This is a genomic window from Clostridium sp. L2-50, from assembly GCF_000154245.1.
In the GTDB taxonomy this organism is placed as follows: domain Bacteria; phylum Bacillota; class Clostridia; order Lachnospirales; family Lachnospiraceae; genus Coprococcus.
The window spans coordinates 294057-318789 of the sequence record NZ_DS480312.1 but is presented as its reverse complement, the minus strand read 5'-3'; the positions used below and the strand labels follow the sequence as shown (position 1 = coordinate 318789).

Below are 24733 nucleotides of genomic sequence, written 5' to 3'. Positions count from 1 at the left end.
GAATAATCGGTATATGTCAGTAGTGTATAGTACAAAATATACAAATAAAATGCTGAAATTAGTAAAAATACCTAAAAATATGTTGCAAAATTGTGAATAGTATTTATAAAAATTATGTGCTACAATATCCATGGTGTGATAAATTTGGATAGTTTCTCACAAAATTAATACGAAATTGTGCAATAAATTAGAAGATTACACAAAAATATGCCCAAGGTATCACAACCGGAAACATAATGACATTGCCAGTTATCCCAAGGGGTTGGATAACTGGCAATTTATAGTATATCAACGTATACACAGGAATTGGCGGAATGCGGTTCCGGACAGCAATGAATGGAGGACAGAATGAGAAAACGAAACATGAGAGGATATGTAGCGGCACTGGCGTTGACGGCAGGACTCTGTATGACGCAGGGGCTTTCTGTACAGGCAGCGATAGATGTGCAGGGCGACAGCGGATCGGATCAGGAATATGAGGCGGCAGATCCGTCAAAGGGAGTCACCTATGTAAAAAATGATGCAGGAAGTACAATGGGAATTGATCTGAATGGTAATTCTGTTATTATTCGCAAATCTGACAAATCGACATCACAGAGTACATATATCAATATTTATAATGATAAAAACAGGAATGGAGAGTTGGATGAAGGTGAATCAGCATTTGAACTGGATGGAAGTGCTGATATTCTGTATCCGGGGATGCCTGTTTACGGATTATATGAACAGAAGTCAGATCGGCCACTTGCGATCACATTAGATGGTGTAGAGCTGGGATCGGTGTATGGCGTATACGGAGGCTGTATTGAGACAGAATCTGACAGTACTGCATTAATTGTGCGGGCTTTGAATGAGGCTGATCTGAAAGTATTAACCGCAGCAGAGAAATCAGAGGTAAAAGGAGATGTGGAACTTCAATTTGTGGATACATCGGTAAGCAGTGGGCCGTTATATATAGGAAAAACTGCTCAGATCAGTGGAAATGTGTCCTTATCCCTGAATGGCGGATCTTATTATATGATCAATGCACTTGCATCAGGAAGTACTGTGCAGAAGAATGTGGATGTGAAATTACGGAATGTTAGTTTTACGGGGACTGATACATCCGGAATTGTGCTTTCCGGCAGTACAGTAAATGGTGATGTGAATTTTGATGCTGATGGGATCAATGTAAGCAGTCAAAGTGAATTCCATGTATTAAATTCAGGTAGTGCAAATAATCTGGCTGTATCATTAAAGAATTATATCGGAAAAGAATGGACATTTTATGGCACGAATAATAGTGCTGTAAAGGGAGATTTGGATCTAAAGATCCTGGGCGGAAGCGGAACCTTTGCAAATATATATGGTACCTATTCGTCAGGTATTTATGGACATGCATCTATACTGATTGAGGGTTGTATCTGTTCTGGGGCGATCATGGGAAGTAGTTCCGAATGTTCATTTATCAGTCGGGGAAGCGCAAAGGATGGGTATACCGTTGATGTTGCAATAAAGAATTGTAAAGTAAACGGTATCGTGTATGGCCTGAGCGGTGTAAAGCAGATCTATTCTTTGAAACTTACCATGCAGGATATTGATGGTGGAAGTGCAAGTATATATGGTTACCAATCCGGTTCCGCGAATGTGACCGGTCCGGCTGACATCAGTCTGGATAATTGTAAGGGATACAGTATCTATGGTTATTCAGGATATACTTCTGAAAACTATAAGACCTCGGCTGCACAGAAGATCTCAGTGACCAATTGTACAGCAAGCTGGTCGATCTATATAGTATATAGTGGTTATTTCGGAGATGACTGTATTATTAACAGTTCAAAAAATATCTGGTCTACATATACTGGCTTTTATTATGCGAAAGCAGATAAGAATGTAATGTTTACATCTGCACATGAAAATGACAGTACAATCCTGGATGAGAATGGTCAACCGGTGATTGATTCAAATTCGTCTGCAGGCTCGAATACATATTATATGTTGCAGGGAGCAACAATAAATGGAGATGTTACAGTAGATGTAACAGGTATTCGTTGTAAGGCAATGCAGCCGTTAAGTTCATCTACAATTTATGGAAACTCTGACTTTACGATAAGAGACAGTGAAGTATTTGGAAGCTCTAATGATACAGTCCAATTTGCTTCTTATGCGACATCGACGGACGAACATCATGTAAATGTACAGATTGAAAATACGGACTTCAGTGCCATGAGTTCACTTCGGTTCAGTAATACTCTGGCAGATAATACAAAACTTACAATGACAGTAAAAGATGATTGTAAACTGCCATCCACATGTTATGTTATTCCGAATACAAATGAAACCGGTTCTGCAATCATAACGATCGGAAACGATATCTACTATGGTGGAACGGTTGTATTGAATGAGGATGTTTCTGCTGACAATGTATATTTTGGTAATTATGCAAATTATTCAACTGCGCTTGCGATCATTCAGGTTTCAGAAAATGTCACAGTAACAGCAAAAGAGCATTTGTATATAACATCGTCTACCATGCTATTGAATAAGGGAACGATAAAGGCAAATGCAATAAAGAGCCTTACGTCTTCAAATCCAAAGATCTATTTGAATGGCGGACAGATCGATGCAGAAGAGAATGCAGCGGAGATCTATTATCCAATAAAACTGGCGTACAATAAAAATGCGGGTGCTGTTTCTACCGGATCGGGGGAAACAATCTCATTAGATCCCGGTGTATATTATGGAAAAAATGAACAGAGTATCAGTGTTTATATTTCAACTTCCACCGGATACCAGATGAAATCAGCAATTGTAAAGAAAGATTCGGAAACAACGGGTTCCGAACTTGCAGTATCGGGTTATAATTACAGTTTCGATATGCCGGATGAATCGGTAACGATCGTTGTAACATTCGAAGGCCTGCCGATTACGATAAAAAAAGCGGCAGCAGATCCTTGTGCTGTTATAAATAAAGAATATACATCCGAGGCACCATTATACGATCTGACCAGACTTGTGATCATCAATGATGCAAAAGAAGGTACAGTACAATATAAAGAAGATACTACATATGATCTTCCACAGGGACTGAAGATCGAAGATGGAAAGATTATTGGAACACCTACGGTATTATATGAAAATGGAAAACGGACTGATATTCATGTAACAGGTAAGAACGGAACGGAAGCAGTATTAAAACTGAATGTGATCGTTTCAACCAAACAGCAGGTACAGGAAAGTACCAGTGAGAGGTTGACGATTGACGAAGAGAAGAAAGAAATCAATTTAAATGGTACTTCAGCAGTTATTCAGGAGATGAAGCTGGCAGATGGTACTACAGTTACCGGAATCTATGCGGATGATGACCAAGATGGTAAACCGGATGGAAAGAGTGCTATGTACAGTGCAGATCTGTCTGATTATGTGATCAAGGGAGTTGACAGACAGAATAGTGACCGATCGGTCAGAATCACCATGTTAAGTGGCTCTGTGGGTACGATATATGGCGCGTATAATTCTCAGATGTCATATACAGACAGCGATGCGGTTGTCGTTGATGTTCAGGGAGGTACCGTAAATAATGTATATGGACTGGGATCCGGAGCTTCATTAGATGGATGTGTAGCTGTTAAAACAGGAAAAAATGCAACAGTTGGAACTGCAGCTATCAAGGATGCGTCATATGCATTCTTCGCAGGCTCTCTACTTGATAAAGCAGGAGCGATCACATTGGATAAGAAATATGTGATTAATGAGTTATTGAGTGGAGATTCTCTGGTAGTAAAAGAATTTGCAACGATCATAGCGAATGCACGAGTTGAGCTTACAGGAACATTCACATTGGAACGTGGAACAGAATGTACGATCAATAAAGGCGTAAAAGCAGATAAGTTTACAACAAATGGAAATTTATCAAAGATCTGGTTCCATGATAACTGCGAATTTGGATCATTTGAACCAAATTACTGTTGGGTAACGATAGAGGAAGATGCAAAGCTTACTGCTGATGACATCAAGGCACAGAATACATCCGGTAAGATCCTTCATAAGGGTGTTGTGTCCGGTAAGACATTCAGTAGCACGGCGAAATGGCTGGTGATCGGTTCTTTTGCGGAAGATACAGATATCAGTGACTGGTCGAAACTGTATTTTAAAGTAACGGCAACATCGAATATGGAAGGTATCACCGGATATTCATCTGCTGAGGATTTTGGATGGAGCGACAGCGAAGATGGAAATGGACTTGACTATTATCTGCCGGGTAATACGACTCAGAATATTACTTATGTAGATATTCCGGGATATACAGCAGTACTTTCGGTAAATGGCGGAGAGGCTGTTGAGGGAGATGCAAACGGAAGATGCGCGTTGACGTTTCCACAGGAGAAGTCAGAGATATATGTGGAATATATAGCAAAGCAGATCACATGTACAAAACAGTATTCGGATCCGGTCGTTGTAAAAGATACCGAGTATACAGCAGAAGATCCGGCATATGATCTGAATCAGTTAAAACTTGAGAACGATACATCTCTTCGGTACGGATCATCGAAGAAGTATAGGATCAAAGCCGGTTCCAAGCTTCCGGACGGACTGATTCTGCAGGATGGAAAGGTAGTTGGTACACCTGCTGATACAGCAGAAACGACAGAAACGGTTTTCCGTATTACAGGAAGAAACGGTTCTGAGGCAGAGTGTAGGGTTGTATTTACAGTAGAAGAAGCAGGATATAAGGTAACGGATCTGACGAAAGAACTGGATGTAAAAGAGTATAGTGATATTGATCTGAAAGGACATTCCGTTGTTATCATGTCGGATGCATCCGATAGCTCCGGTAAAAAAGTATCGATCTATCCGGATGATAATCATGATGGTGTTGCCGACAGCGGACGGGCATTAAAAATTGGTGGAAAGACATCTTATGATCTGAGCAGCCGGTCGATCTATGGATATAAAGATAATACACCTTATGAGGGAGATATCTCTATCTATATGTATGGTGGATCTATCGGTGGTTTGTTTGGCGCAGGTACATCAAGTAAGGGAACTGCTCAGGCGCAGGTAGACGGTACAGTCAGTCTGTATGTGAAGGGTGGAACAATTTCTTATCGGACTGCAGGAGCATATAATGCAGATGTAAAGAAAGTGGAACTTTATGCAACCGGCGGATCTTTCTATCAGTATGTTTACGGCTTGCAGGAGGCAAGTGCAGATGATCTTGTATTCCATTTTACAGATAAGGCTCATATGGCGCAGACACCATCCAGAGAGACCTATAGTATGTATTTTGCAAAAAGCGGAACTGTAAGAAAGAATGCAGATATCAGGATCGGTGCAAGTGGCAGTCAGGTAGCATTTGCAGATTATAAAAACAGTATGATATCAAATAAGAGCAATTCATATGGATTTTATGAAAGTACGATTCAGGGAAATGCAACCTTTGATGTTGTTGGTAACTGGAGTCTTGGCAGTAAGAGCAAGAGCTGGTTCTTAAATGATTCGACCGTTAAGGGGAATGTGGATATAACATTGGATACCACATCATTTGGAATCAGTAACTCAACCGGTACAGATCTGGGAGGAAGCGTTCTGGTATACAAAGGATCTGTAGGAAATATAACAGTTACAGATAAAACAGGATGCAGTAACTATGTTGTAGCGGCGCAGTGTACTGTTAATAATATAGTTGGAAAACGTACAGTGACCGGAACATCCAGAGGTATTGTGACATACCTGTATCAGGATAGCAACTATACATTAAATGGCGGATTATATGCTGAGGATTATCAGGATGTATATGTTGGCGGAACTTATACGATCAATAAAGATGTAGCAACAAGAGATCTGCATGTACTGAACAAGTCGGATATTACAATAGCAGAAGGCACTACGGTTACATATACAGGAGATGCAGAGCTGAATGGATCGATCACCAACCATGGTTCATTCTACTGCAAAGGAGACAAGTATTCTGATACAACAGTATCAGGAACATTTACCAACACAGGTGATGTGACATTGTTAACTGCAACGACATTAACAATGGATACAACAGCCAGATTTATAAATAAGGCGGATGCATCATTGTGCTTTGGTAAACTGAAAAATGAAGGAACTATTATCAATGAAGGTATTCTGGATCAGACTGTAAATGCAGCCTCTATAGGAGATGGATATATCCTTACATCTACCAAACCGGATATGTATAGAACGTATTCAAATATTTACTATAAAGCAGAACTGGAATATCCGGAATTCTGTTTTGCAGAAAGCACAGATGCACCTGTTTCATTAGCTGCATCCACGGGATCAAATATGAAGACTACGGGTATAGAGGGAGATAATTCCGTTTATATCAGAGGCGGAGCAGCAGTAAGCGTAACTGTAACAGGTACACCGATCGATGACCTGACAGTGGATGCAATCAAATATGGTTCTTCTGACAGCTCGATGACAAAGAGTGATGATGCAAGCTGGACAGCAAATATGCCATACGAACCAACCATATTTACTGTAAATATGGCAAGCGATACGGCAACGGCGATCGTACTGGATAAAGAAGAGGATTCTGTAGACACAGCAGTTGTGGGAATTACAACAACAGCAGATCACCCGCTATATGATCTGACAGCTTTAAAAATCTCAAATGATATTGACAATGCGACAGCAAAGGTTACATATTCATTGGCAAAAGGATCGTATCTTCCTTCCGGCCTGGAATTAAAAAATGGAAAAATCTATGGAACTCCAAAGCAGGCTACTGGTTCATCACAGATTGTGACTGTCAAAGTATGCGGTAAGAATCAGACAGTTGCAGCATTTAAGCTGACATTTACCAAGGTGGCTAAAGGAACTCCTGTTATGGACACACCGAATGCATGCGTGGGCATAGCAGGTAAAACATTGGAAAGTGTAACGCTTCCGACTGCGAAGAAAGGTAAATATCAATGGGTTGATAAGACAACTGTGATTGAAAAGGCAGGAACAGCGGAATATGATGCATATTTTATTCCGACAGATATTACAAATTATGACTGGAGCAAGGCAAATATTGCGGAAGATGCTTATGAAGTATTGGCAAATGGATCTGTAAGGATCAAAGTGAAACTTACAGTGAAATCAGAGAAACAGATTCCGACATATACAGTTCCGACAGATTTGAAGGGAACATATGGACAGACGCTTGCAGATGTAACAATTCCGGAGACAGAAGATGGAACATTTGCATGGGTAGATAGCAGCATTTCCCTTGGGGAGGTAGGAAGTCGATCATTTAAGGCAGTCTATACTCCGAAAAACGGAGATATTTATGAAAATGCAGAGGATATTACAATTACAGTAACGGTTGAACCTGCAAAACCGGGATTCAAGCCTGAACTTGATGAGATAACGGTGAAGCAGGGAACTGTATTAGGGGATGTAGAGCTTCCGGATGTTGAAGGCGGCTATTACTACTGGTATACAGCAAAAACAACTGTTATAAATGAAGCGGGAGATTATAAGGTATGTTATAAGCCGAGTGATATCACAAATTATGATTGGACAGAAACTGCTGGATGGAGCAATGCTCATAAGGGTATTATCCTGTCAGTAAGAATCCTGGTTGGTGAGGAACATGCTCATACATTTGTCTGGAAGTCAGATGCAACGAAGCACTGGAAAGAATGTACATGCGGAGATAAGACAGAAGCAGAAGAACATACATTTAATGCCGGAGAGATCACGAAGGCTCCAACAACAACGGCAACCGGTATTAAGACCTATGAATGTACAGTCTGCGGTTATCAGAAGCAGGAAATTCTGCCAAAGAAGGAGGAGACTCCGGATCCTGGTAAGCCGGATCCAAAACCGACACCGACACCTGACAATCCAAATCCGGTTGACCCGAATCCGGGAACACCGGAAGTTACGGATATCAGCAAGGCAGTTGTATCCGGTATCGTGAACAAAGCATATACCGGAAAAGCACAGGTACAGTCCAAGCTTACGGTATCATTAGGCGGTAAGGTTCTTACAGCAGGAAAAGATTATGTAGTGGCTTACAAGAATAATAAGAATGCTGGAAAGGCAACCATGACCATCAAGGGCCAGAACGGTTATACCGGCACATTAAGCAAGACATTTAATATTACGATCAGTAAGGGCAAGACCTATGCAGTAAAGAGTGTGAAGTATAAAGTGACCAAGGCAGCTACAAATGGCAAGGGAACCGTTACGGTAACAGGCAGCTCTTATAAGAAGACAAATAAGAAGTTTAAGACCTTGAAGCTTGGCAAGACAGTCAAGATCGGTGGTATCTCTTATAAGATTACAGCGATTAATAAGAATGCATTTAAGGGTTATAAATATCTGAAGTCCGTAACGATAGGAGATAATATAACGACGATCGGTAACAGCGCATTTGAAGGATGTAAGGCACTTACAACCGTTAAGCTCGGCAAGGGTGTGACAAAGCTTGGAAGTAAGGTATTCTATAAGGATGCAAAGCTTAAGAATATTACAATCACATCAAAGAAGCTTAAGACAGTTGGCAAGAATGTATTTAACGGTATTCATAAAAAACCGGTTGTAAAACTTCCGAAGAGTAAGTATACTAAGTATGTGAAACTTTTGAAGAAAGCGAAGATGCCTTCAAAGGTAACATATAAGAAGACAAAATAAAAGCTGTGAATATGTTCTCATGATGGATGATCATATGACAATTTCATAGTATAAGGTGAAAGGCCACCGGAGTATCGAATGCCAGTTCATGGAATTTCTGGGCGACAGAGTTGTATGGAATGCAGAAGATATCGGTGGCCTTTCCTTTTAACAGGAAGGTGGCAGAATGAGTATTTTTGATATTGTAGGTCCGGTCATGGTCGGACCGTCCAGCTCGCATACGGCAGGTGCAGTAAGGATCGGATATATCTGTTATAAGCTGATGGATGAACCCATCCGAAAGGTGGAGATCGGGTTATACGGATCGTTTCTGGCGACAGGAAAAGGAGGCCTTGCAGCTACCGCTACCGGAATGGCGGTTGCTGAACGTCTGTAGAGGTTCTTACATGAATGAGCCTGTGAAATCCTATGGAATAAAGTTGACAGCCGGTGTGAAATTATAGTATATATAATCCAATAAACAGGCGCTTTCTATGATGGGAGATGAGCAGGCAGTGTGCTGCTATGGCCACTTGCTTTGCATCATCTCCCATCATAGAAAGTGTCGTCTGGATAGAATTGTGCGGTGGCTCTGAGACGAGAAGGGTGTAACAGACCTTTCCTTACGCCAGTCCTTAGTGAGCCGCAAGAAAGCGGCGAACTTAGTACTGTTGCGTAAGGAATAGAACGAGAGTGCGCTGTTACACCCTTCTCGTCTCAGAGCCACCGTACAATTCTATAGTATGAGAATAAGGAGACAACATGGGAAAAGTATTTTTTACAAGACACGGACAGACGATCTGGAACGTGGAGAATAAGATATGCGGTGCAACTGATATTGAACTTACAGAGCTTGGACATCAACAGGCAGAAGAGCTTGGAAGAAAGCTGGCGGAGGAACAGCCGGGAATCGATGAGATATTATATTCACCACTTGTTCGTGCAGCCGAGACTGCCAGACATATATCGGAGATGACAGGAATTCCGATGCGGATGGAGCCGAGATTAAAGGAGCAGAACTTTGGACGGTTTGAATCAACACCCAGAAATGGGGAAGAATTCATGGAAGCAAAATCCCATTTCCTCGATCATTATGATGGCGGGGAGACGATGATGCATCTGTGCCAGCGTGTCTATAATTTGTTAGATGATGTAAAGGCGGAGTCGGATCATAGGACATATCTGCTGGTTGCGCATAATGGAATTTCAAGAATCGTGCAGTCATATTTCTATGATATGACAAATGAAGAATTCGCGCATTTCGGGATTAAGAACTGCGAGATCCGGGAATATAACTTTTAAATGAGGCATTCGGTAAAAAGCCGGTACTTGTTGATATTTTTTATCAATAAGTACCGGCTTTTTGTATACAAAAACAGAAATTTGACAGTATAATGTTAGAAGAAACTAACTAAAAACCAATAAAGGGTTGACAACAGTTTATACATGTGGTATTAAACATATGAACAAATAATCAAATGTTCAAAGAAAAGAATAAATAATTACACAGCGTTTAGAAGAATATTGTTAGACGAGTTAAAAAGGAGGAACAGTTAAATGGAAAATCAGAATTTTTTACAGATCAGTGGTCTGAAAAAGAGCTTCGGATCAGGGGAGAACCGGACAGAGGTATTAAGAGGACTGGATTTTACAGTGACGAAGGGAGAAATCTGTGTCTTGCTTGGACCATCCGGTTCCGGTAAATCTACGTTACTGAATATCATAGGCGGAATCGATAATGCCGACAGCGGTTATATAGCGATCAATGGGGAAAAAACAGTTGATATGGATGAGAAGACGCTGACACAGTACAGGAGAAAGCATCTTGGCTATGTATTCCAGATGTATAATCTGATCCCGAATCTGAACGTAAAGGAAAATGTAGAGGTTGGTGCATATTTAAGTGATTCACCGCTCGATGTCGATGATATCTTAAAGACGCTTGGTTTATATGAGCACAGACATAAGCTTCCGAATCAGTTGTCCGGTGGACAGCAGCAGAGAACATCGATCGGAAGGGCTATTGTTAAGAATCCGGATATCCTGCTCTGTGATGAACCGACAGGTGCACTTGATTATAAGACCTCGAAGGAGATCCTGAAGCTGATCGAGGATGTAAATCAGAAATATGGAAATACCGTTATCATGGTTACACATAATGATGCGATCAAGAATATGGCTGACCGTGTGATCAAGCTGCGTGATGGAATGATCCGTAAGAATATAGTAAATGATGTAAAGGTTCCTGCAATGGAGCTTGACTGGTAATACAGAAGTGGCAGAGAGAAAAGGAGAATTTATAATATGAAGAATCCATTATGGAAACGGCTGCCGAAGGAGCTGGCTGCCGATCTTGGAAAGTATCTGGTTATTTTCCTGTTTATGATCTTGAGTATTGGTTTTGTGTCCGGCTTTCTGGTAGCCGGTAAGAGTATGATCGCTACATATGATGAGAGCTTTGATAAGTATAATATCGAGAACGGTAATTTTGAGTACAAGGATGAAGCATCATCCGAGGTGAAGAGAGCGATTGAAGATGAGGGTGTAAAGCTGTATGAGAATTATTACTATGAGAAAATCGTAGAAAAAGATGGGGATGAAAGTACACTCCGTATTTTTAAGAATCGTACAGATGTGGATAAGGTTTGTCTGATGAAGGGAGCGTTCCCTACGGCAGAGGACGAGATTGCAATTGACCGTATGTATGCGGAAAATAATGGGATCAAGGTAGGAGATGATCTGTCGGTTGATGGGCAGACATATAAGGTATCGGGCTTTGTAGCATTATCTGATTACAGCACATTATTCCAGAATAACAATGATACGATGTTTGATTCCGTGCTGTTCGGTGTTGCGATCGTAACGGATGAACGGTTTGAAAGCTTTGACAAAGGGCTGATGCATTATTCTTATGCCTGGATCTATGACGATGAACCTGAAGATGAGAAAGCGGAGAAGGATGTATCCGATGATCTTGCAAGGGTGATCAGTCAGTATGGAGAAGTGGAGAAGTTTATTCCAAGATATACGAATCAGGCAATTAATTTTACCGGAGAGGATATGGGTAGTGATTCGATAATGGTGGAAACACTGCTTTATATTATAATCGTGATCATGGCATTTATCTTTGCGATTACGATCAACAATACGATCGTAAAGGAAGCCGGCACGATCGGTACTCTTCGGGCCTCCGGTTACACAAGAGGAGAATTACTGGCACATTACATTTCTCTTCCGATCCTGGTTACATTTGTAGCAGCTGTAATCGGAAATGTTCTGGGATATACAGTATTTAAAAATGTCTGTGTGGCAATGTATTATGGAAGTTACAGTCTGACAAAATATGTGACAAAATGGAATGCGGAAGCATTTGTAAAAACGACGGTTATTCCGATCGTGCTGATGCTTGTCATAACAGCATGGATGATCTATTCGAAGCTCCGTATGTCACCGCTTCGGTTTATCAGACGGGATCTTTCAAAGTCAAGGAGAAAGAAAGCGGTCAAGCTGCCACATTTCCGTTTCTTTACCAGATTCCGTATACGTGTGATCCTGCAGAATCTGCCAAGCTATATCGTATTGTTTATTGGAGTAACATTTGCGATCGTTTTGCTGATGTTCGGAATGATGATGTCGCCACTTTTAAAACACTATCAGGATGAAACACTGGACAACATGCTTGCGGATTATCAGTACGTTTTGAAAATGCCTGTGGAAACAGAGAACAAGGATGCAGAGAAATACTTGGTAACTTCCCTGATCTATAAAACAGATATAAGAGATGAAGAAGTCATGGTCTATGGTATCTCGGATGACAGCAAGTATTCCAAGGTACAGCCTGCGGATGGAGAAATGCTGATCTCTGACGGACTTCGTGACAAATATAAACTGAAAAACGGGGATACGATCACGCTGGATAAGGAATATTCATCCGATTCTTATAAGATAAAGGTTTCCGGTGTGTGCACATATCCTGCGGCATTGGCAGTATTTATGAATGAGAAGACATATCGGGAAATGTTCGATGTCGAAGAGGGATATTTCTCCGGATATTTCTCAAATGAGAAGCTGACTGATATTGATGAGAAGCTGATCGCGACAGTCGTCACAGAGGAAGATCTGACAAAGGTATCAAGACAGCTTGATCGTTCCATGGGGCAGATGTTCTATATGTTTGAGGTATTCGCACTGGCGATGTTCATGCTGATGGTTTATCTGCTTACAAAGCTGATCATTGAGAGGAATACCATATCAATATCCATGGTAAAGATCCTTGGATATGAGAACAAAGAGATCAACAAGCTGTATCTGTCTGCAACAACCTGGGTGATGGCAGTATGTGTCATCCTTGGAATCATTCTCTCACAGGTGGCGATCTCCGGCATCTATTATGTGATGATGAAGGAAGCAATCAGTGGATGGATGACGATCTATATTGCTCCGTATATTTATCCTGCGATCTTTATCCTGGCGATGGCAGCCTATGGAATCATCGCTGTTTTCCAGGTAAGAAGGATTAAACGGATCCCAATGGATGAGGCGCTGAAAAATGTTGAATAAGTCATTTGATCGTAATGTTCAAAATTGAATGATCTGAAACAAAAACGACCTAAAAACTTTCAATATCGAAAGTTTTTACAAATATAACAAATTTATAAAAAAACAGGGAGATTTGCAGTTCACAAATCTCCCTTCTTATGTTATCATCGTAAAGATGGTGTGCTGGAGATTTTGTCGAAAGAAGGCGTGCATTTCGATCGATAGTATCACAGTAAAACAGGTACAATAGAAGAAGGGAGATTATTATGAATCAGAAAAAAGAAGCGATTTATGATGCAAGGGAACTGGGTGTTCCGAAAATGTTGCTGTTAGGTTTGCAGCACATGTTTGCCATGTTTGGTGCAACTATTTTAGTACCAATTCTGGTAAATACTTATTTTAATGGAGAGGGCTTATCCATTCAGGTTACACTGATCTGTGCCGGAATCGGAACATTATTCTTCCATTTATGTACAAAATTAAAGGTGCCTGCATTTTTGGGTTCCTCATTTGCTTTCTTAGGAGGCTTTCACACAGTCGCAAATCTTGATACCGGAATCTTCAAAGATATGTCTATGGGTGAGAAATTACCTTATGCATGTGGTGGTATCGTAGTAGCAGGTGCGTTGTATCTGGTTCTTGCACTGGTTGTAAAACTGGTTGGCGTAAAACGAGTTATGCGTTTCCTTCCACCTGTTGTTACCGGTCCGATCATTATCTGTATCGGTCTGAGTCTTGCGCCATCAGCCGTAAATAATGCAAAAACAAACTGGATTCTTGCAATTATCGCATTTGCAGTTATCGTAATTTTTAATATCTGGGGCAAAGGAATGTTCAAGATCATTCCGATTCTTATGGGTGTTGTGATCTCATATGTAGTTGCATTTATTCTTTTCAAATGTGGTGTTCACAATCCGGACGGATCTGCAATCTTCACATTTAAGGCAGTAAAGGATGCCGGATGGGTGGATCTTCCTCCGTTCCAGCTTTGTAAATTCAATATTACTTCCATCCTTGTAATGGCACCTATCGCTCTTGCGACCATGATGGAGCATATCGGAGATATCTCGGCAATCTCAGCTACAACAGGAAATAATTTCATCAAGGATCCGGGACTTCACAGAACTCTGATCGGTGATGGTCTTGCTACAGCATTTGCTGCTGCATTCGGCGGCCCTGCAAATACAACATACGGTGAGAATACCGGTGTTCTTGAGCTTAGCCGTGTATACGATCCAAGAGTCGTACGTCTGGCTGCTGTATATGCGATCCTTCTCAGCTTTTCACCAAAGGTTGCTGAGTGTATCGGTTCACTTCCTGCATCGATCATCGGTGGTGTCAGCTTCATGCTGTATGGAATGATCTCAGCTATCGGTGTTCGTAATGTTGTTGAGAACAAGGTGGATTTCACAAAGTCGCGTAACCTGATCGTTGCTGCTGTTATCCTTGTCAGCGGACTTGGATTCGGTAATGGTATTACCTTCACAGTTGCAGGAACATCTATCACATTAACATCACTTGCTATCGCAGCTATCCTTGGAATTGCTTTAAACGCAATCCTTCCGGGCAAAGACTACGAATTCGACGAGTAAAATGAATAAAGCCTGAATTGGCTTGTAATACAAAACTGCCATATTAAGACACGCTGTGGTTTCGATGAACTGCATATACCTGATTCGCAAATGTTCCTGTGCCAACTCGCCCTTTGGGCTCAGACAGGCACCCACATTTGCTGGTATATGCATTTCATAACGAAATCCTCGCTTGAGGTCTTAATATGGCAGTTTTGTATTACAAGCTGGATTCAGGCTTATGTAGATTGAGAAGATGTTAGAGGATATAATGTGGTATACTTGGTATAAAAAATCTCCCAGACGTTCCGGATATGATAGATACGAGAATTTTGTTGCGAGAAACACGCTATCAGCGAATGCGGGTGCCTGTTTGAGCCTGAAAGGCGAGTTGGCACAGGAGCATGAGCGAATAGATGCGTGTGACGAGTAGAAATTCGTAGTATATCATATCCGGAACGTCTGGGAGATTTTATATCAGGTGTACATAATTTTTTCCTGTTTATTCTACATCCAGAAGTTCAATCTTGAAGTTCAGTTCCTTGCCTGCCATCTCATGGTTTGCATCAAAGGTGATCGTAGTGTCATCCTTGGCGGTTACCTTAACAGGGAAAGACTGTCCGGCTGGATTTGACAGGAATACCTTCTGGTCAATTTCCAGATCCTCAGCACCGGGAAGCTGGCTGATCTCAATGGTCAAGATATTTTCAGGATCCGGCATGCCGTATGCTTCTTCCGGCATAAGGTGTACATCGATGATATCACCGATCGCCATGCCCTTAACAGCTTCGTCAAAGCCCTTGATCATCATGCCTGCACCACATACAAAGTCGATCGGTTCGCCACGGTCATAAGATGAATCAAATTTTGTTCCATCGTTAAATGTTCCTGTATAGTGAACCGTACATTTCTTGCCTTCGTTACTCATAAAAAATTCCTCCGATTTCATTGAATGTCTTATTCTAACATGAAATGGATAGAATGACTATAAAATGTTCGTGAAATTCCTTTGCCTGAAAGTGCCGCGTCGGTTCACAAAACTTTTGATATGTGCTACAATAAAGAATAATGCTGCTATAAGACAGTTTTTAAGGAAAGAGAAAAATATGAGAAAAGATTCAAAGAATAACAGTCGAAAGACAAATTATAAAAAAGCAGGAATCTGTATCGGAATGGCTGCTGTTTTGACATGCACAGTTTTTACATGGGGTGGACTGTCGGATAAGAAGACAGGATTTTCGGATCAGACAGGAACAGATTCGAATAAAACATCGATACATACATACGACATAGAGGATCTGCCTTCGGAGGATACTCGGGAGAATACGATTCGGATTCACGGAGATTCTTATACTGTGTCAGAGCTGAGTGGGGATGCTGCGCATAATAAAGAATCAGATGATCTGATGAACCGGAGTGAGGCTTCGATAGACACAGAGGATGCTTCTACACAGTCTGAACAGAATATACAGAGTGAATATGCACTGAATGCAAAGATAAAAGAAGTGGATGATGCATCAGATGTAGTTGCTCTGATCAATGATACGTGGGAAGAACCGGAGAAACAGGATTCGGCAGAGTTGGCAGATTCGGAAGATAAGAACATTCAGAAGGAAAAGACGGATGATACCTATCAGTTGAAGCGCCTTATGGTTCTGACGGACGGCAGGAAGCTGACAGATGATTATGGTGCTTCCGAGATTCTTCATTACGGTAAATATAATGAATATGTGCTGCAGTTTGAAACGGAAGCCGATACAAAGTATGCATATTATGAGCTGGTATCTGATTATGGAAAAGATAATTGCTATATAGATCAGGTTGTTACGGATGACGTGCTGGCGACATTTACCGGCGTAACAGATTATAAGACAATGTCATGGGGCGGATCTTATATGGGTATGGGCTATCTGAAGGCTGAATATGACTATTATCAGGTAGACAGAGATGTGACGGTTGCCCTGATCGATACCGGCCTGGATACGACAAACAAGATTTTTAATAACAGAGTCGATAAGAGGAGAAGCTTTTATTTTAAAGGCTCTGATTCTGTTAAAAAGACAACCGCATATGTAGACGAAAACGGACATGGTACGCATGTAGCAGGAATAATAGCGGATAATACACCTGATAATGTGAATTTTATGGTGTTGAAGGCATTTGACGGAGATGGGAAATCATCGAATCTTGCAATTCGAAGTGCACTGCAATATGCAGTAGACCAGAAAGCAGATGTGGTAAATATGAGCTTCGGCTGGACCGGAATGTTATGGGCATATTCATCTTATTTGAAGGATGTGTTAAAGAAAGCCGAGACAGCAGGAACGGTTGTGTGCTGTGCAGCAGGGAATAAGGCATCTGATGTTGCTATGACGTATCCTGCAAATAAAGAAAATGTCATAACCGTGTCAGCGATCAGAAATAACGGAATGTTCGCCTCGGATTATTCGAACTATGGAGACATGATCGATTTTGCTGCTCCGGGAACGGCGGTTGTATCCACATATCTTGGTGGCGGTAAGAAGTCTATGTCCGGTACGTCGATGGCGACACCGCATGTAGTGGCGGCAATTGCTTACATTAAGATGATAGAACCCAAATTGAATTATAAAGGGGTTAAGAATCGTCTGAAGCAATATGCGGAGGACAGAGGAACTCTTGGCTGGGACGAGAAGTACGGCTGGGGAGTTATTAAACTTCATGATTATTTTGATGATATGGGACTTGATACCAGATATACGGATTATGATGCAGATGGAACAGAGAAGGCCATGCCGGAGATATCATTTACAAAGAAAAAGCTTACAAAGAAGTACGGAAATGCTGACTATAAGTATGAGGTAACTACGAATTCTACAGGAAAAGTAGTTTACCGGTCGTCAAATACAGCTGTTGCAGAGCCGGATCAGTTCGGTTATATCACGATCAAAAAAGCAGGCTCCTGCACGATCACAGCCAAGGTGGCTGCGGATGCAAATTATAAAAGCGCAAGTGCCGGCTACCAACTGGTTGTATCTAAAAAGAATATGACGAAGAAGAAGGTAAAGCTGTCGAAGACGAGTTATATATATGCAGGAAAAAACTGCAAGCCGAAGGCTGTTGTAAGTGGACTTGCAAGATCTGATTATAAGGTAACTTATAAAAATGCAGATAAACCGGGAACTGCCATTTGCGTGATCACAGGTAAGGGTAACTACAGTGGCAAGATAGAAGTACCATACAGTATAAATCTTGCAAAGACAGTGATAACAAAGATAACAAACAAAAAATCAGGTGTAAGCCTGACATGGAAAAAGGTAGCGGGTGCAAAGGGCTATCGGATCTACAGAAGGACGAAGAATGGTTCGTGGAAACGGATCGGAGAATTGACCTCCGGTAAGAAGGTATCCTTTACGGATAAGACTGCGAAGTCCGGAAAGACTTATGAGTACCGCGTCAGAGCAAAGTGTAATAAGACTTATGGCAGTTATAGCAAGAAAATAAAATTAAAAAAGAAATAAGAAGACAGACATCATTTGAAGTCAGGTGGATCAGATTTCGGGTGATGTCTGTTTTGAAAGGAAAGAAAATGGACAAGAAACAGGTTCAGGAAACATATAGAGAGACAACGCCGGAAGAAGAACAGGAATATTTTGAAGAAGTAGAAAATGAGCTGCAGTGTGATCTTCAGACGACACAGGAAAGCATGGAATATCGGAATCAGGCGATCAAAGCACAGAAGAAATATATGCGTGACAGCCACGGTGATATGGACGACGAGGAATTCCTGCAGAACATGAACAATGTAAATAACGATACGTTTTTTATCGAACATGCGGCAAAGCAGGTGGATGTACTGGCGCATCAGATCGAGAACCCGTATTTTGGAAAGATTGCATTTGAGTATCAGGAGGATGGACAGGTTCTTCCGGTCTATATCGGAACAAACGGCTACTGGTCGATGGAAGAACAGGATCAGAAGGTCTATGACTGGCGTGCTCCGATCGCATCGATGTATTATGATTATGAGAAGGGCGAGGCATCCTATCAGGCACCCGATAAAGAATATTCTGGAAAGATCGTAGAGAAGAAGCAATTTGATATCAGCAATGGAAGACTACATAATGCAGTCGATACCGATGAGAAGATCAATGATATGATCCTGCTTGATGCACTGGGAAAGAACAGCGGCACGAAGATGAAATCCGTAGTTGCAACGATCCAGAAAGAACAGAATGCATTGATCCGTAATAAGACCGCTTATAATCTTATTGTGGACGGACGGGCAGGAAGTGGTAAGACAGTAGTTGCGATGCACAGACTGGCGTGGCTGTTATTCAACAATCGTAAGACGATGTCGGCAGACAATGTTATGATCCTGTCGCCAAATGGAATCTTTGGCGATTATATTGCCGGTGTGCTGCCGGAGGTCGGCGAGGATAATGTACCGGAGAAGGAATTTGATTCTCTGATGGAGGAAATCCTGTTTGTGGACTGTGATTATGAGACAAAGCTGGAACAGGCAGACCGGATCACGACGCATCCCGATATGGAAAGTCCGGAGATGAAGAATATTGCATGGAAATCATCGATTGCGTTCTATCAGGCATTTAACAAATATCTGGAAGATTATACGGAAAATATTAAGTTTAAAGATTTCCATTTTGAGAAAACAGAATTTACAAAGGACCAGATCGAGAAGATGTTTTATAATCGTTTTGCCAGATATCCGGTCTATGAACGTTTTGAGAAGATCGCATATTTTATAGCAGACCGGGTAGAGGATGAACAGGATCAGGCATTTACGGATGAGAAGCATCAGAAGATGGAAAACCAGATCACAAAAGAGATGATTTATCAATATGCGGAGCGCAACCTGATCGAATTATATCAGGACTTTCTTAACAGTCAGGCTGAACAGCATCCGGGTATCGAACAATACCGGAATGAGTATGGAAAGGTGTGCTATGAAGATATTCTGGCAGTCTTTTATCTGCAGATTTATTTCTATGGATGCAAGTCTTATGACAATATCAAGCATCTCGTGATCGATGAGATGCAGGATTACAATATATTTCAGTATGCGGTGTTGGATCGTATTTTTAAATGTAAGAAGACGATACTGGGTGACAGTCTGCAGGTGCTTTATTATAATCCGGAGGAAACGGTGCTGGATGTATTGCAGACGGTATTTGTGCCGCATGGAGGAACAGGTGGTTGCCAGATCAAGGCTCTGGATACTGCATATCGTTCAACCTGTGAGATCACAGAATTCTGTAACAGGATACTGGAAGCAGACCGGGCGTCAGACGAGGTGGAGGCCCATCCACTTAACCGCCATGGCATGGAGCCGGTAACAGAGCAGGCGGAGAGTATAGAAGATGCTGCCGGATTTATCGCAGAGAAGCTTGATTATGGAGAACTGGATGATTTTGATAATGTGGCAATTCTCTGTGATGATGAAGAACGTGCATTTGCCATGTACAAAGAACTGGAAGAATATGAGCAGGTGACATATCTTACGAATCAGTCGACTGTCTATAATGGAGGTGTGGTCGTTCTTCCGAAGTTTCTTGCAAAGGGGATGGAATTCGATGCAGTATTTGTTATCAATGAACAGGATGTGATGGAAAACCGGATCAGCCGACATGCATTTTACATTTCCTGTACAAGAGCACTGCACCAGTTGTATGTGATCGATGTTACAAACCAAACTTGATTATTTCAAGTTTGGTTTGTAACAAATATACATTATTAAGATAAAATGCCTGAAAATATCATTTTGAATGGTCTTTGACTTGGGATATTGACGTATAAATGCAGGAGGACTAGAATGCCTCTTGTCAAAAGGTTTATCCCTTACAGGTAACACCGGATAACTCGTGACAATAAAATATTTGTTAAACGAGGAGATACGAAGATGAGCAGACAGTACGACCCATATGAGAATGTGGTAGCAGTGATGGAAGAAGCCATGAACATTGGCGGAATTGACAAGAGGATGTTTGAGATCATCAGGAATCCACAGCGTGAGACTAAGGTTTACCTTCCTGTGGAGATGGATGACGGAAGTGTTAAGGTATTTGAAGGATACAGAGTCCAGCATTCAAATATCAGAGGACCGTTCAAAGGAGGTATACGTTATCACAAGGACGTATCGCTGAATGAAGTCAAAGCACTTGCAACATGGATGTCATTAAAATGTGCAGTGGCAAATATACCATTTGGAGGAGCGAAGGGTGGTATCAAAGTAGATCCGGCTACACTTTCCAGACGGGAATTGTGTGCGTTGACGAGAAGATATACCTATGCGATCGAGCCGATCATCGGAGCAGATACCGATATATCTGCTCCTGATGTGAATACAAATGCACAGATCATGACATGGGTGTTAGATACATACAGCCAGTTAAAGGGCAAACCTTGTCCCGGAGTTGTGACAGGAAAACCGCTAGAGCTTGGCGGTTCCAAGGGAAGACCGTCGGCAACCGGACGTGGAGTTGTGATCAGTACCAAGCTCCTTCTTGCAGAAGATGGCAAGGTGTTAGAGGGTACTAAGGTTGCAATTCAGGGATGCGGTAATGTTGGCGGCAATACAGCCAGGATATTTGGACACAGAGGTGCAGTTGTTGTAGCAATCAGTGATGTGTCGGGTGGAATCTATAAGGAGACCGGACTGGATGCAGATAAGGTAACAGCTTATGTAGAAGCCGGTGGTCTGCTTGCAGACTATCAGGAAGATGGTGTTATCCATATTTCGAATACAGATATTCTTACCTGTGATTGTGACGTGCTGGTTCCAGCAGCGCTTGAAAATCAGATCACGAAAGAGGTTGCGGAGAAGTTAAAATGTTCTTATATCGTTGAGGGTGCAAATGGACCGACGGCAGCAGATGCAGATCCGATCCTTGCAGAAAGAGGTATCAAGCTTGTGCCGGACATTTTTGCAAACAGCGGCGGTGTTATTGTTTCTTATTTTGAATGGGTACAGAACATTCAGGAAATGACATGGGAAAAACCGCAGGTAAATGAGATGCTTGAAACGATCATGACGAAAGCATTTGGAGAAATCGTGGAGGAGAGCAAAAAGAGTCATTGTACTTTGCGGATGGCAGCCTATATCATTGCCTTAAAACGATTGATCCATACGGAAGAGATCAAGGGTATATTCCCGTAAAATATACAGATGCAATACTACATGGTATTTTTAGTGCTGGATTTATCCTGTTATTAGTAGTAAAATACAGACAGGATAGATAGAAGTACATTGATATCAGAAATATGAAAGGGATGTCCTTCTCAGATGAAGGATGTCCTTTTTCTATACCAAAGTTTCTATATAAATGAAGGTATTGGGAAGATGAGATGTATAAGAAAATGGAGAGTAAAACTATGCGTGAAGTAAAAGAGACAGCTTACTGTCTGGATGAGGTGGATCAGAAGATTCTGGAACTGTTAGAGAAGGATGCTCGTATGTCTTTAAAGGATATTGCGGAATGTGTTTTTCTGTCATCAACAGCAGTATCTACAAGAATAGAGCGGTTAAAGGAAGCAGGGGTGATCGAGGGCTTTCAGGTACAGATCAATCCGATCGCACTGGGATATTATACAAAAGCATTTATTAATTTAGAGGTAGAGCCGAACGACAAACAGGATTTTTATCCATTTATCAAGAACTGCAAAAATGTTGTGGAATGTAATTGTGTGACCGGTGACTATTCCATGCTGATCGAGGTTATCTTTGAGACAACGATGGCGCTGGATCTGTTTATCGGTGAATTGCAGAGATTTGGAAAAACAAAGACTTTGATCGCATTCTCGACCTCTGTAGAACACAGAAATATCTACTGGAAGGAAGAAAATCAGGAGCCGAATGCATAAATTTTTTTCCGAAAGCGGATACTAACAATGGGAGGTTGCTTATGAAACAGAACGTAAAGAAAAAAGAGACATATATTCCATCATCCAACGGAAGAGATAAATTACATGTCATTGTCTGGATTCCGCAAGGAGAGATCAAGGCGGTGCTTCAGATCTCTCATGGTATGATAGAGGACATGGAGCGTTATGATCATTTTGCAAGATTTATGGCTGCCAGAGGAATTCTGGTATGTGGAAATGATCATCTGGGGCATGGACTGACAGCCAGAAATAAATCCGAGATGGGTTATATGTATGCTTATGATGCCAGTAAGACGATGGCAGCAGATGTTCATCGTGTGACCAGATGCATAAAAAGGGCATATCCGGATCTTCCGTATTTCCTTATGGGACACAGCATGGGTTCATTTATTGCAAGAAGGTATATATGCGAATATGCAAAAGATCCAAAGTACCCTGCAAAGGTGCAGAAAAATGCCAGCATAGATGGTTTTATCTGTATGGGAACGGGCGGACATCCGAAGTGTATGCTGAAGATCGGAGAGGCAGTAGCCGGAGTGGAGAGTATGCTCCGTGGTGAGAAGCATAGAAGCAAATTGTTGCAGGTGCTTGCATTTGGTACTTACCTTTTCGGTATTCCCAGAATGACGATCATGAACGGTGAGAAACGGAAGCGTACCGTGAAAGACTGGCTGAGCAGAGACTATGTTCAGGTTGACAAATATATGGCAGACCCGATGTATGACTATACCTTTACGGTAAAGGGCTACAAGACGTTATTCAAAACACTGGAATTTATTCAGGATGAGGATAATCTGGCAAATGTGCCAAAGAATATGCCGGTATTATTCATATCAGGAAGCAAAGATCCGGTCGGACACTATGGCCTGGACGTGAAGCTTTTATACAACAAATACAGCAGATATATCACAGATGATGTCAAATGCATCCTGTACAAGGATGCGCGTCACGAAGTCATAAACGAGATCAATAATATTCAGGCATATTACGATATCTATAACTGGATCGACCTGCACACCATAGGGGTGTAGGGACGGAAACACATTTTAGTAATAAAAACAGGGCATATCTGTAAAATACGCATGACTACCTTCGTTTCAATTCAGATTCGATCTGCATGCTGCGCCGGACACGATAAATTCGTTGTGTCCTTTGCAGCAGCATCGAATCATTGAAACTCAGTCGTTCATGCTATGATTTTACAGATATGCCCTTGTTTTATATACAAATGTGTTTCCTGTTATATCGAGTCATGATAAGTTTTTGCAATGGAAACAGTAATGAGTAGTCATGCGTGTTTGAGAATGCCCCGGTTGAGGGTTGCTGCCTGTTCGTTCGTGCTGAGTATATTTACAAGCTGATCTTCTTTTCGAGGAGCACGGAGCTTCCGATATAGCTTGCCACCATTACTACGAAGTAGAGTGCGATCTGTGGGATCATGGCATACATGGCTTCCATAAATGTCGCATCCGGTCCGGGATTGGACAGATGGGGAATCTTAGAAGCAATTACAGACAGGATCACATAGAAGACGATGAACAGTACGAAACTGATAAAACCTTTAATTTTCTTTGTCTGAAGAATGGTGGAGCATACCGATACCGCAAGGTAGGCAAGTGTGATCGTCATAAAGAACTGGATCAGGAATACGAGGATAAATGCCAGTAATCTTAAGATAACGCCGCCCAGGGAATATCCCCCCATTTCAAGAATATTGCTTAGAAAATCATAAAAAGAATCAATGGAGTCATATGTGGAGTATGCCAGGCTGAGATCTAAGGTCAGTAATCCGAATATAACAGCAACGATTATTGCACCTGTCAGCAGGATGGATAACAGTTTGGCGCCGATTACTTTATAGCTGGATATAGGAGCCATAAAGACCAGATATCCCGATTTGTTTTTCAGATCCTGACTGTAACTGATTATGCCGTAGATCAATACAAACAGGTAACAGCAGAAAGCCGCGAGAATAAGCAGGGCAATAGCAATAACAGAGTGATTTGCATGTTCGGTTAACGTACCAATGAGAAAGTAAAGCTCAATGGCAGCTATGACGATCCCTACGATCAGAAGTGGAAAGATTCCACGGCGAAATTCATATTTTAACATTTTTAACATAA

At 41.5% G+C, this 24733-nt stretch carries 12 protein-coding genes and 1 pseudogene; 11 read left to right on the top strand and 2 right to left on the bottom strand.

All coding sequences use genetic code 11. From position 1 onward, the window contains the following. Positions 1 to 348 precede the first annotated feature (348 nt). The 6 genes and pseudogenes from CLOL250_RS01595 to CLOL250_RS01570 all read left to right on the top strand — a co-directional run bounded on the left by CLOL250_RS01595 (position 349) and on the right by CLOL250_RS01570 (position 14750). Positions 349 to 8640, top strand: coding sequence for a leucine-rich repeat domain-containing protein (locus CLOL250_RS01595; protein WP_044944598.1), 8292 nt, complete (start codon positions 349 to 351; stop codon positions 8638 to 8640). A gap of 166 nt (positions 8641 to 8806) precedes the next feature. Continuing rightward, positions 8807 to 8998, top strand: a pseudogene (locus CLOL250_RS01590) (serine dehydratase beta chain); the annotation flags it as partial. A gap of 383 nt (positions 8999 to 9381) precedes the next feature. Beyond that, entirely contained in the window at positions 9382 to 9921 is a 540-nt protein-coding gene (locus CLOL250_RS01585; RefSeq protein ID WP_008400230.1) for a histidine phosphatase family protein, read from the top strand. A 255-nt stretch (positions 9922 to 10176) separates the two neighbouring features. Then, positions 10177 to 10887 (top strand): ABC transporter ATP-binding protein, encoded by a 711-nt coding sequence (locus tag CLOL250_RS01580; RefSeq protein ID WP_008400229.1) that lies wholly within the window; start codon positions 10177 to 10179, stop codon positions 10885 to 10887. Positions 10888 to 10923: 36 nt separating this feature from the next. Next, positions 10924 to 13179, top strand: coding sequence for an ABC transporter permease (locus CLOL250_RS01575; RefSeq protein WP_008400228.1), 2256 nt, complete (start codon positions 10924 to 10926; stop codon positions 13177 to 13179). A gap of 245 nt (positions 13180 to 13424) precedes the next feature. Next, positions 13425 to 14750 (top strand): uracil-xanthine permease family protein, encoded by a 1326-nt coding sequence (locus CLOL250_RS01570; protein ID WP_008400227.1) that lies wholly within the window; start codon positions 13425 to 13427, stop codon positions 14748 to 14750. Between the two features lie 481 nt (positions 14751 to 15231). On the opposite strand, the gene CLOL250_RS01565 is transcribed toward CLOL250_RS01570, so the two are convergent. Continuing rightward, on the bottom strand, positions 15232 to 15657 hold the full coding sequence (locus CLOL250_RS01565; RefSeq protein ID WP_044944594.1) for an FKBP-type peptidyl-prolyl cis-trans isomerase: 426 nt from the start codon (positions 15655 to 15657) through the stop codon (positions 15232 to 15234). A 178-nt stretch (positions 15658 to 15835) separates the two neighbouring features. On the opposite strand from CLOL250_RS01565, the gene CLOL250_RS01560 reads away from it, so the two are divergent. From CLOL250_RS01560 to CLOL250_RS01540, 5 genes are all read left to right on the top strand, one after another. Beyond that, entirely contained in the window at positions 15836 to 18229 is a 2394-nt protein-coding gene (locus CLOL250_RS01560; RefSeq protein WP_044944591.1) for a S8 family peptidase, read from the top strand. A 44-nt stretch (positions 18230 to 18273) separates the two neighbouring features. Next, positions 18274 to 20427: a HelD family protein gene (locus CLOL250_RS01555; protein ID WP_008400222.1), complete on the top strand. Its 2154-nt coding sequence runs from the start codon at positions 18274 to 18276 to the stop codon at positions 20425 to 20427. A 201-nt stretch (positions 20428 to 20628) separates the two neighbouring features. Continuing rightward, on the top strand, positions 20629 to 21885 hold the full coding sequence (locus CLOL250_RS01550; protein WP_008400220.1) for a Glu/Leu/Phe/Val family dehydrogenase: 1257 nt from the start codon (positions 20629 to 20631) through the stop codon (positions 21883 to 21885). A 245-nt stretch (positions 21886 to 22130) separates the two neighbouring features. Continuing rightward, positions 22131 to 22589 carry an Lrp/AsnC family transcriptional regulator gene (locus tag CLOL250_RS01545; RefSeq protein WP_044944768.1) on the top strand — a complete coding sequence of 153 codons (459 nt, stop codon included), beginning with the start codon at positions 22131 to 22133 and terminating at the stop codon, positions 22587 to 22589. Between the two features lie 41 nt (positions 22590 to 22630). Further along, positions 22631 to 23641, top strand: a complete 1011-nt coding sequence (locus CLOL250_RS01540; RefSeq protein WP_008400215.1) for an alpha/beta fold hydrolase — start codon at positions 22631 to 22633, stop codon at positions 23639 to 23641. A gap of 319 nt (positions 23642 to 23960) precedes the next feature. Here the strand turns inward: CLOL250_RS01540 and CLOL250_RS01535 are convergent, their stop codons facing one another. After that, on the bottom strand, positions 23961 to 24731 hold the full coding sequence (locus CLOL250_RS01535; protein ID WP_008400212.1) for an ABC transporter permease: 771 nt from the start codon (positions 24729 to 24731) through the stop codon (positions 23961 to 23963). Positions 24732 to 24733: the final 2 nt, after the last annotated feature.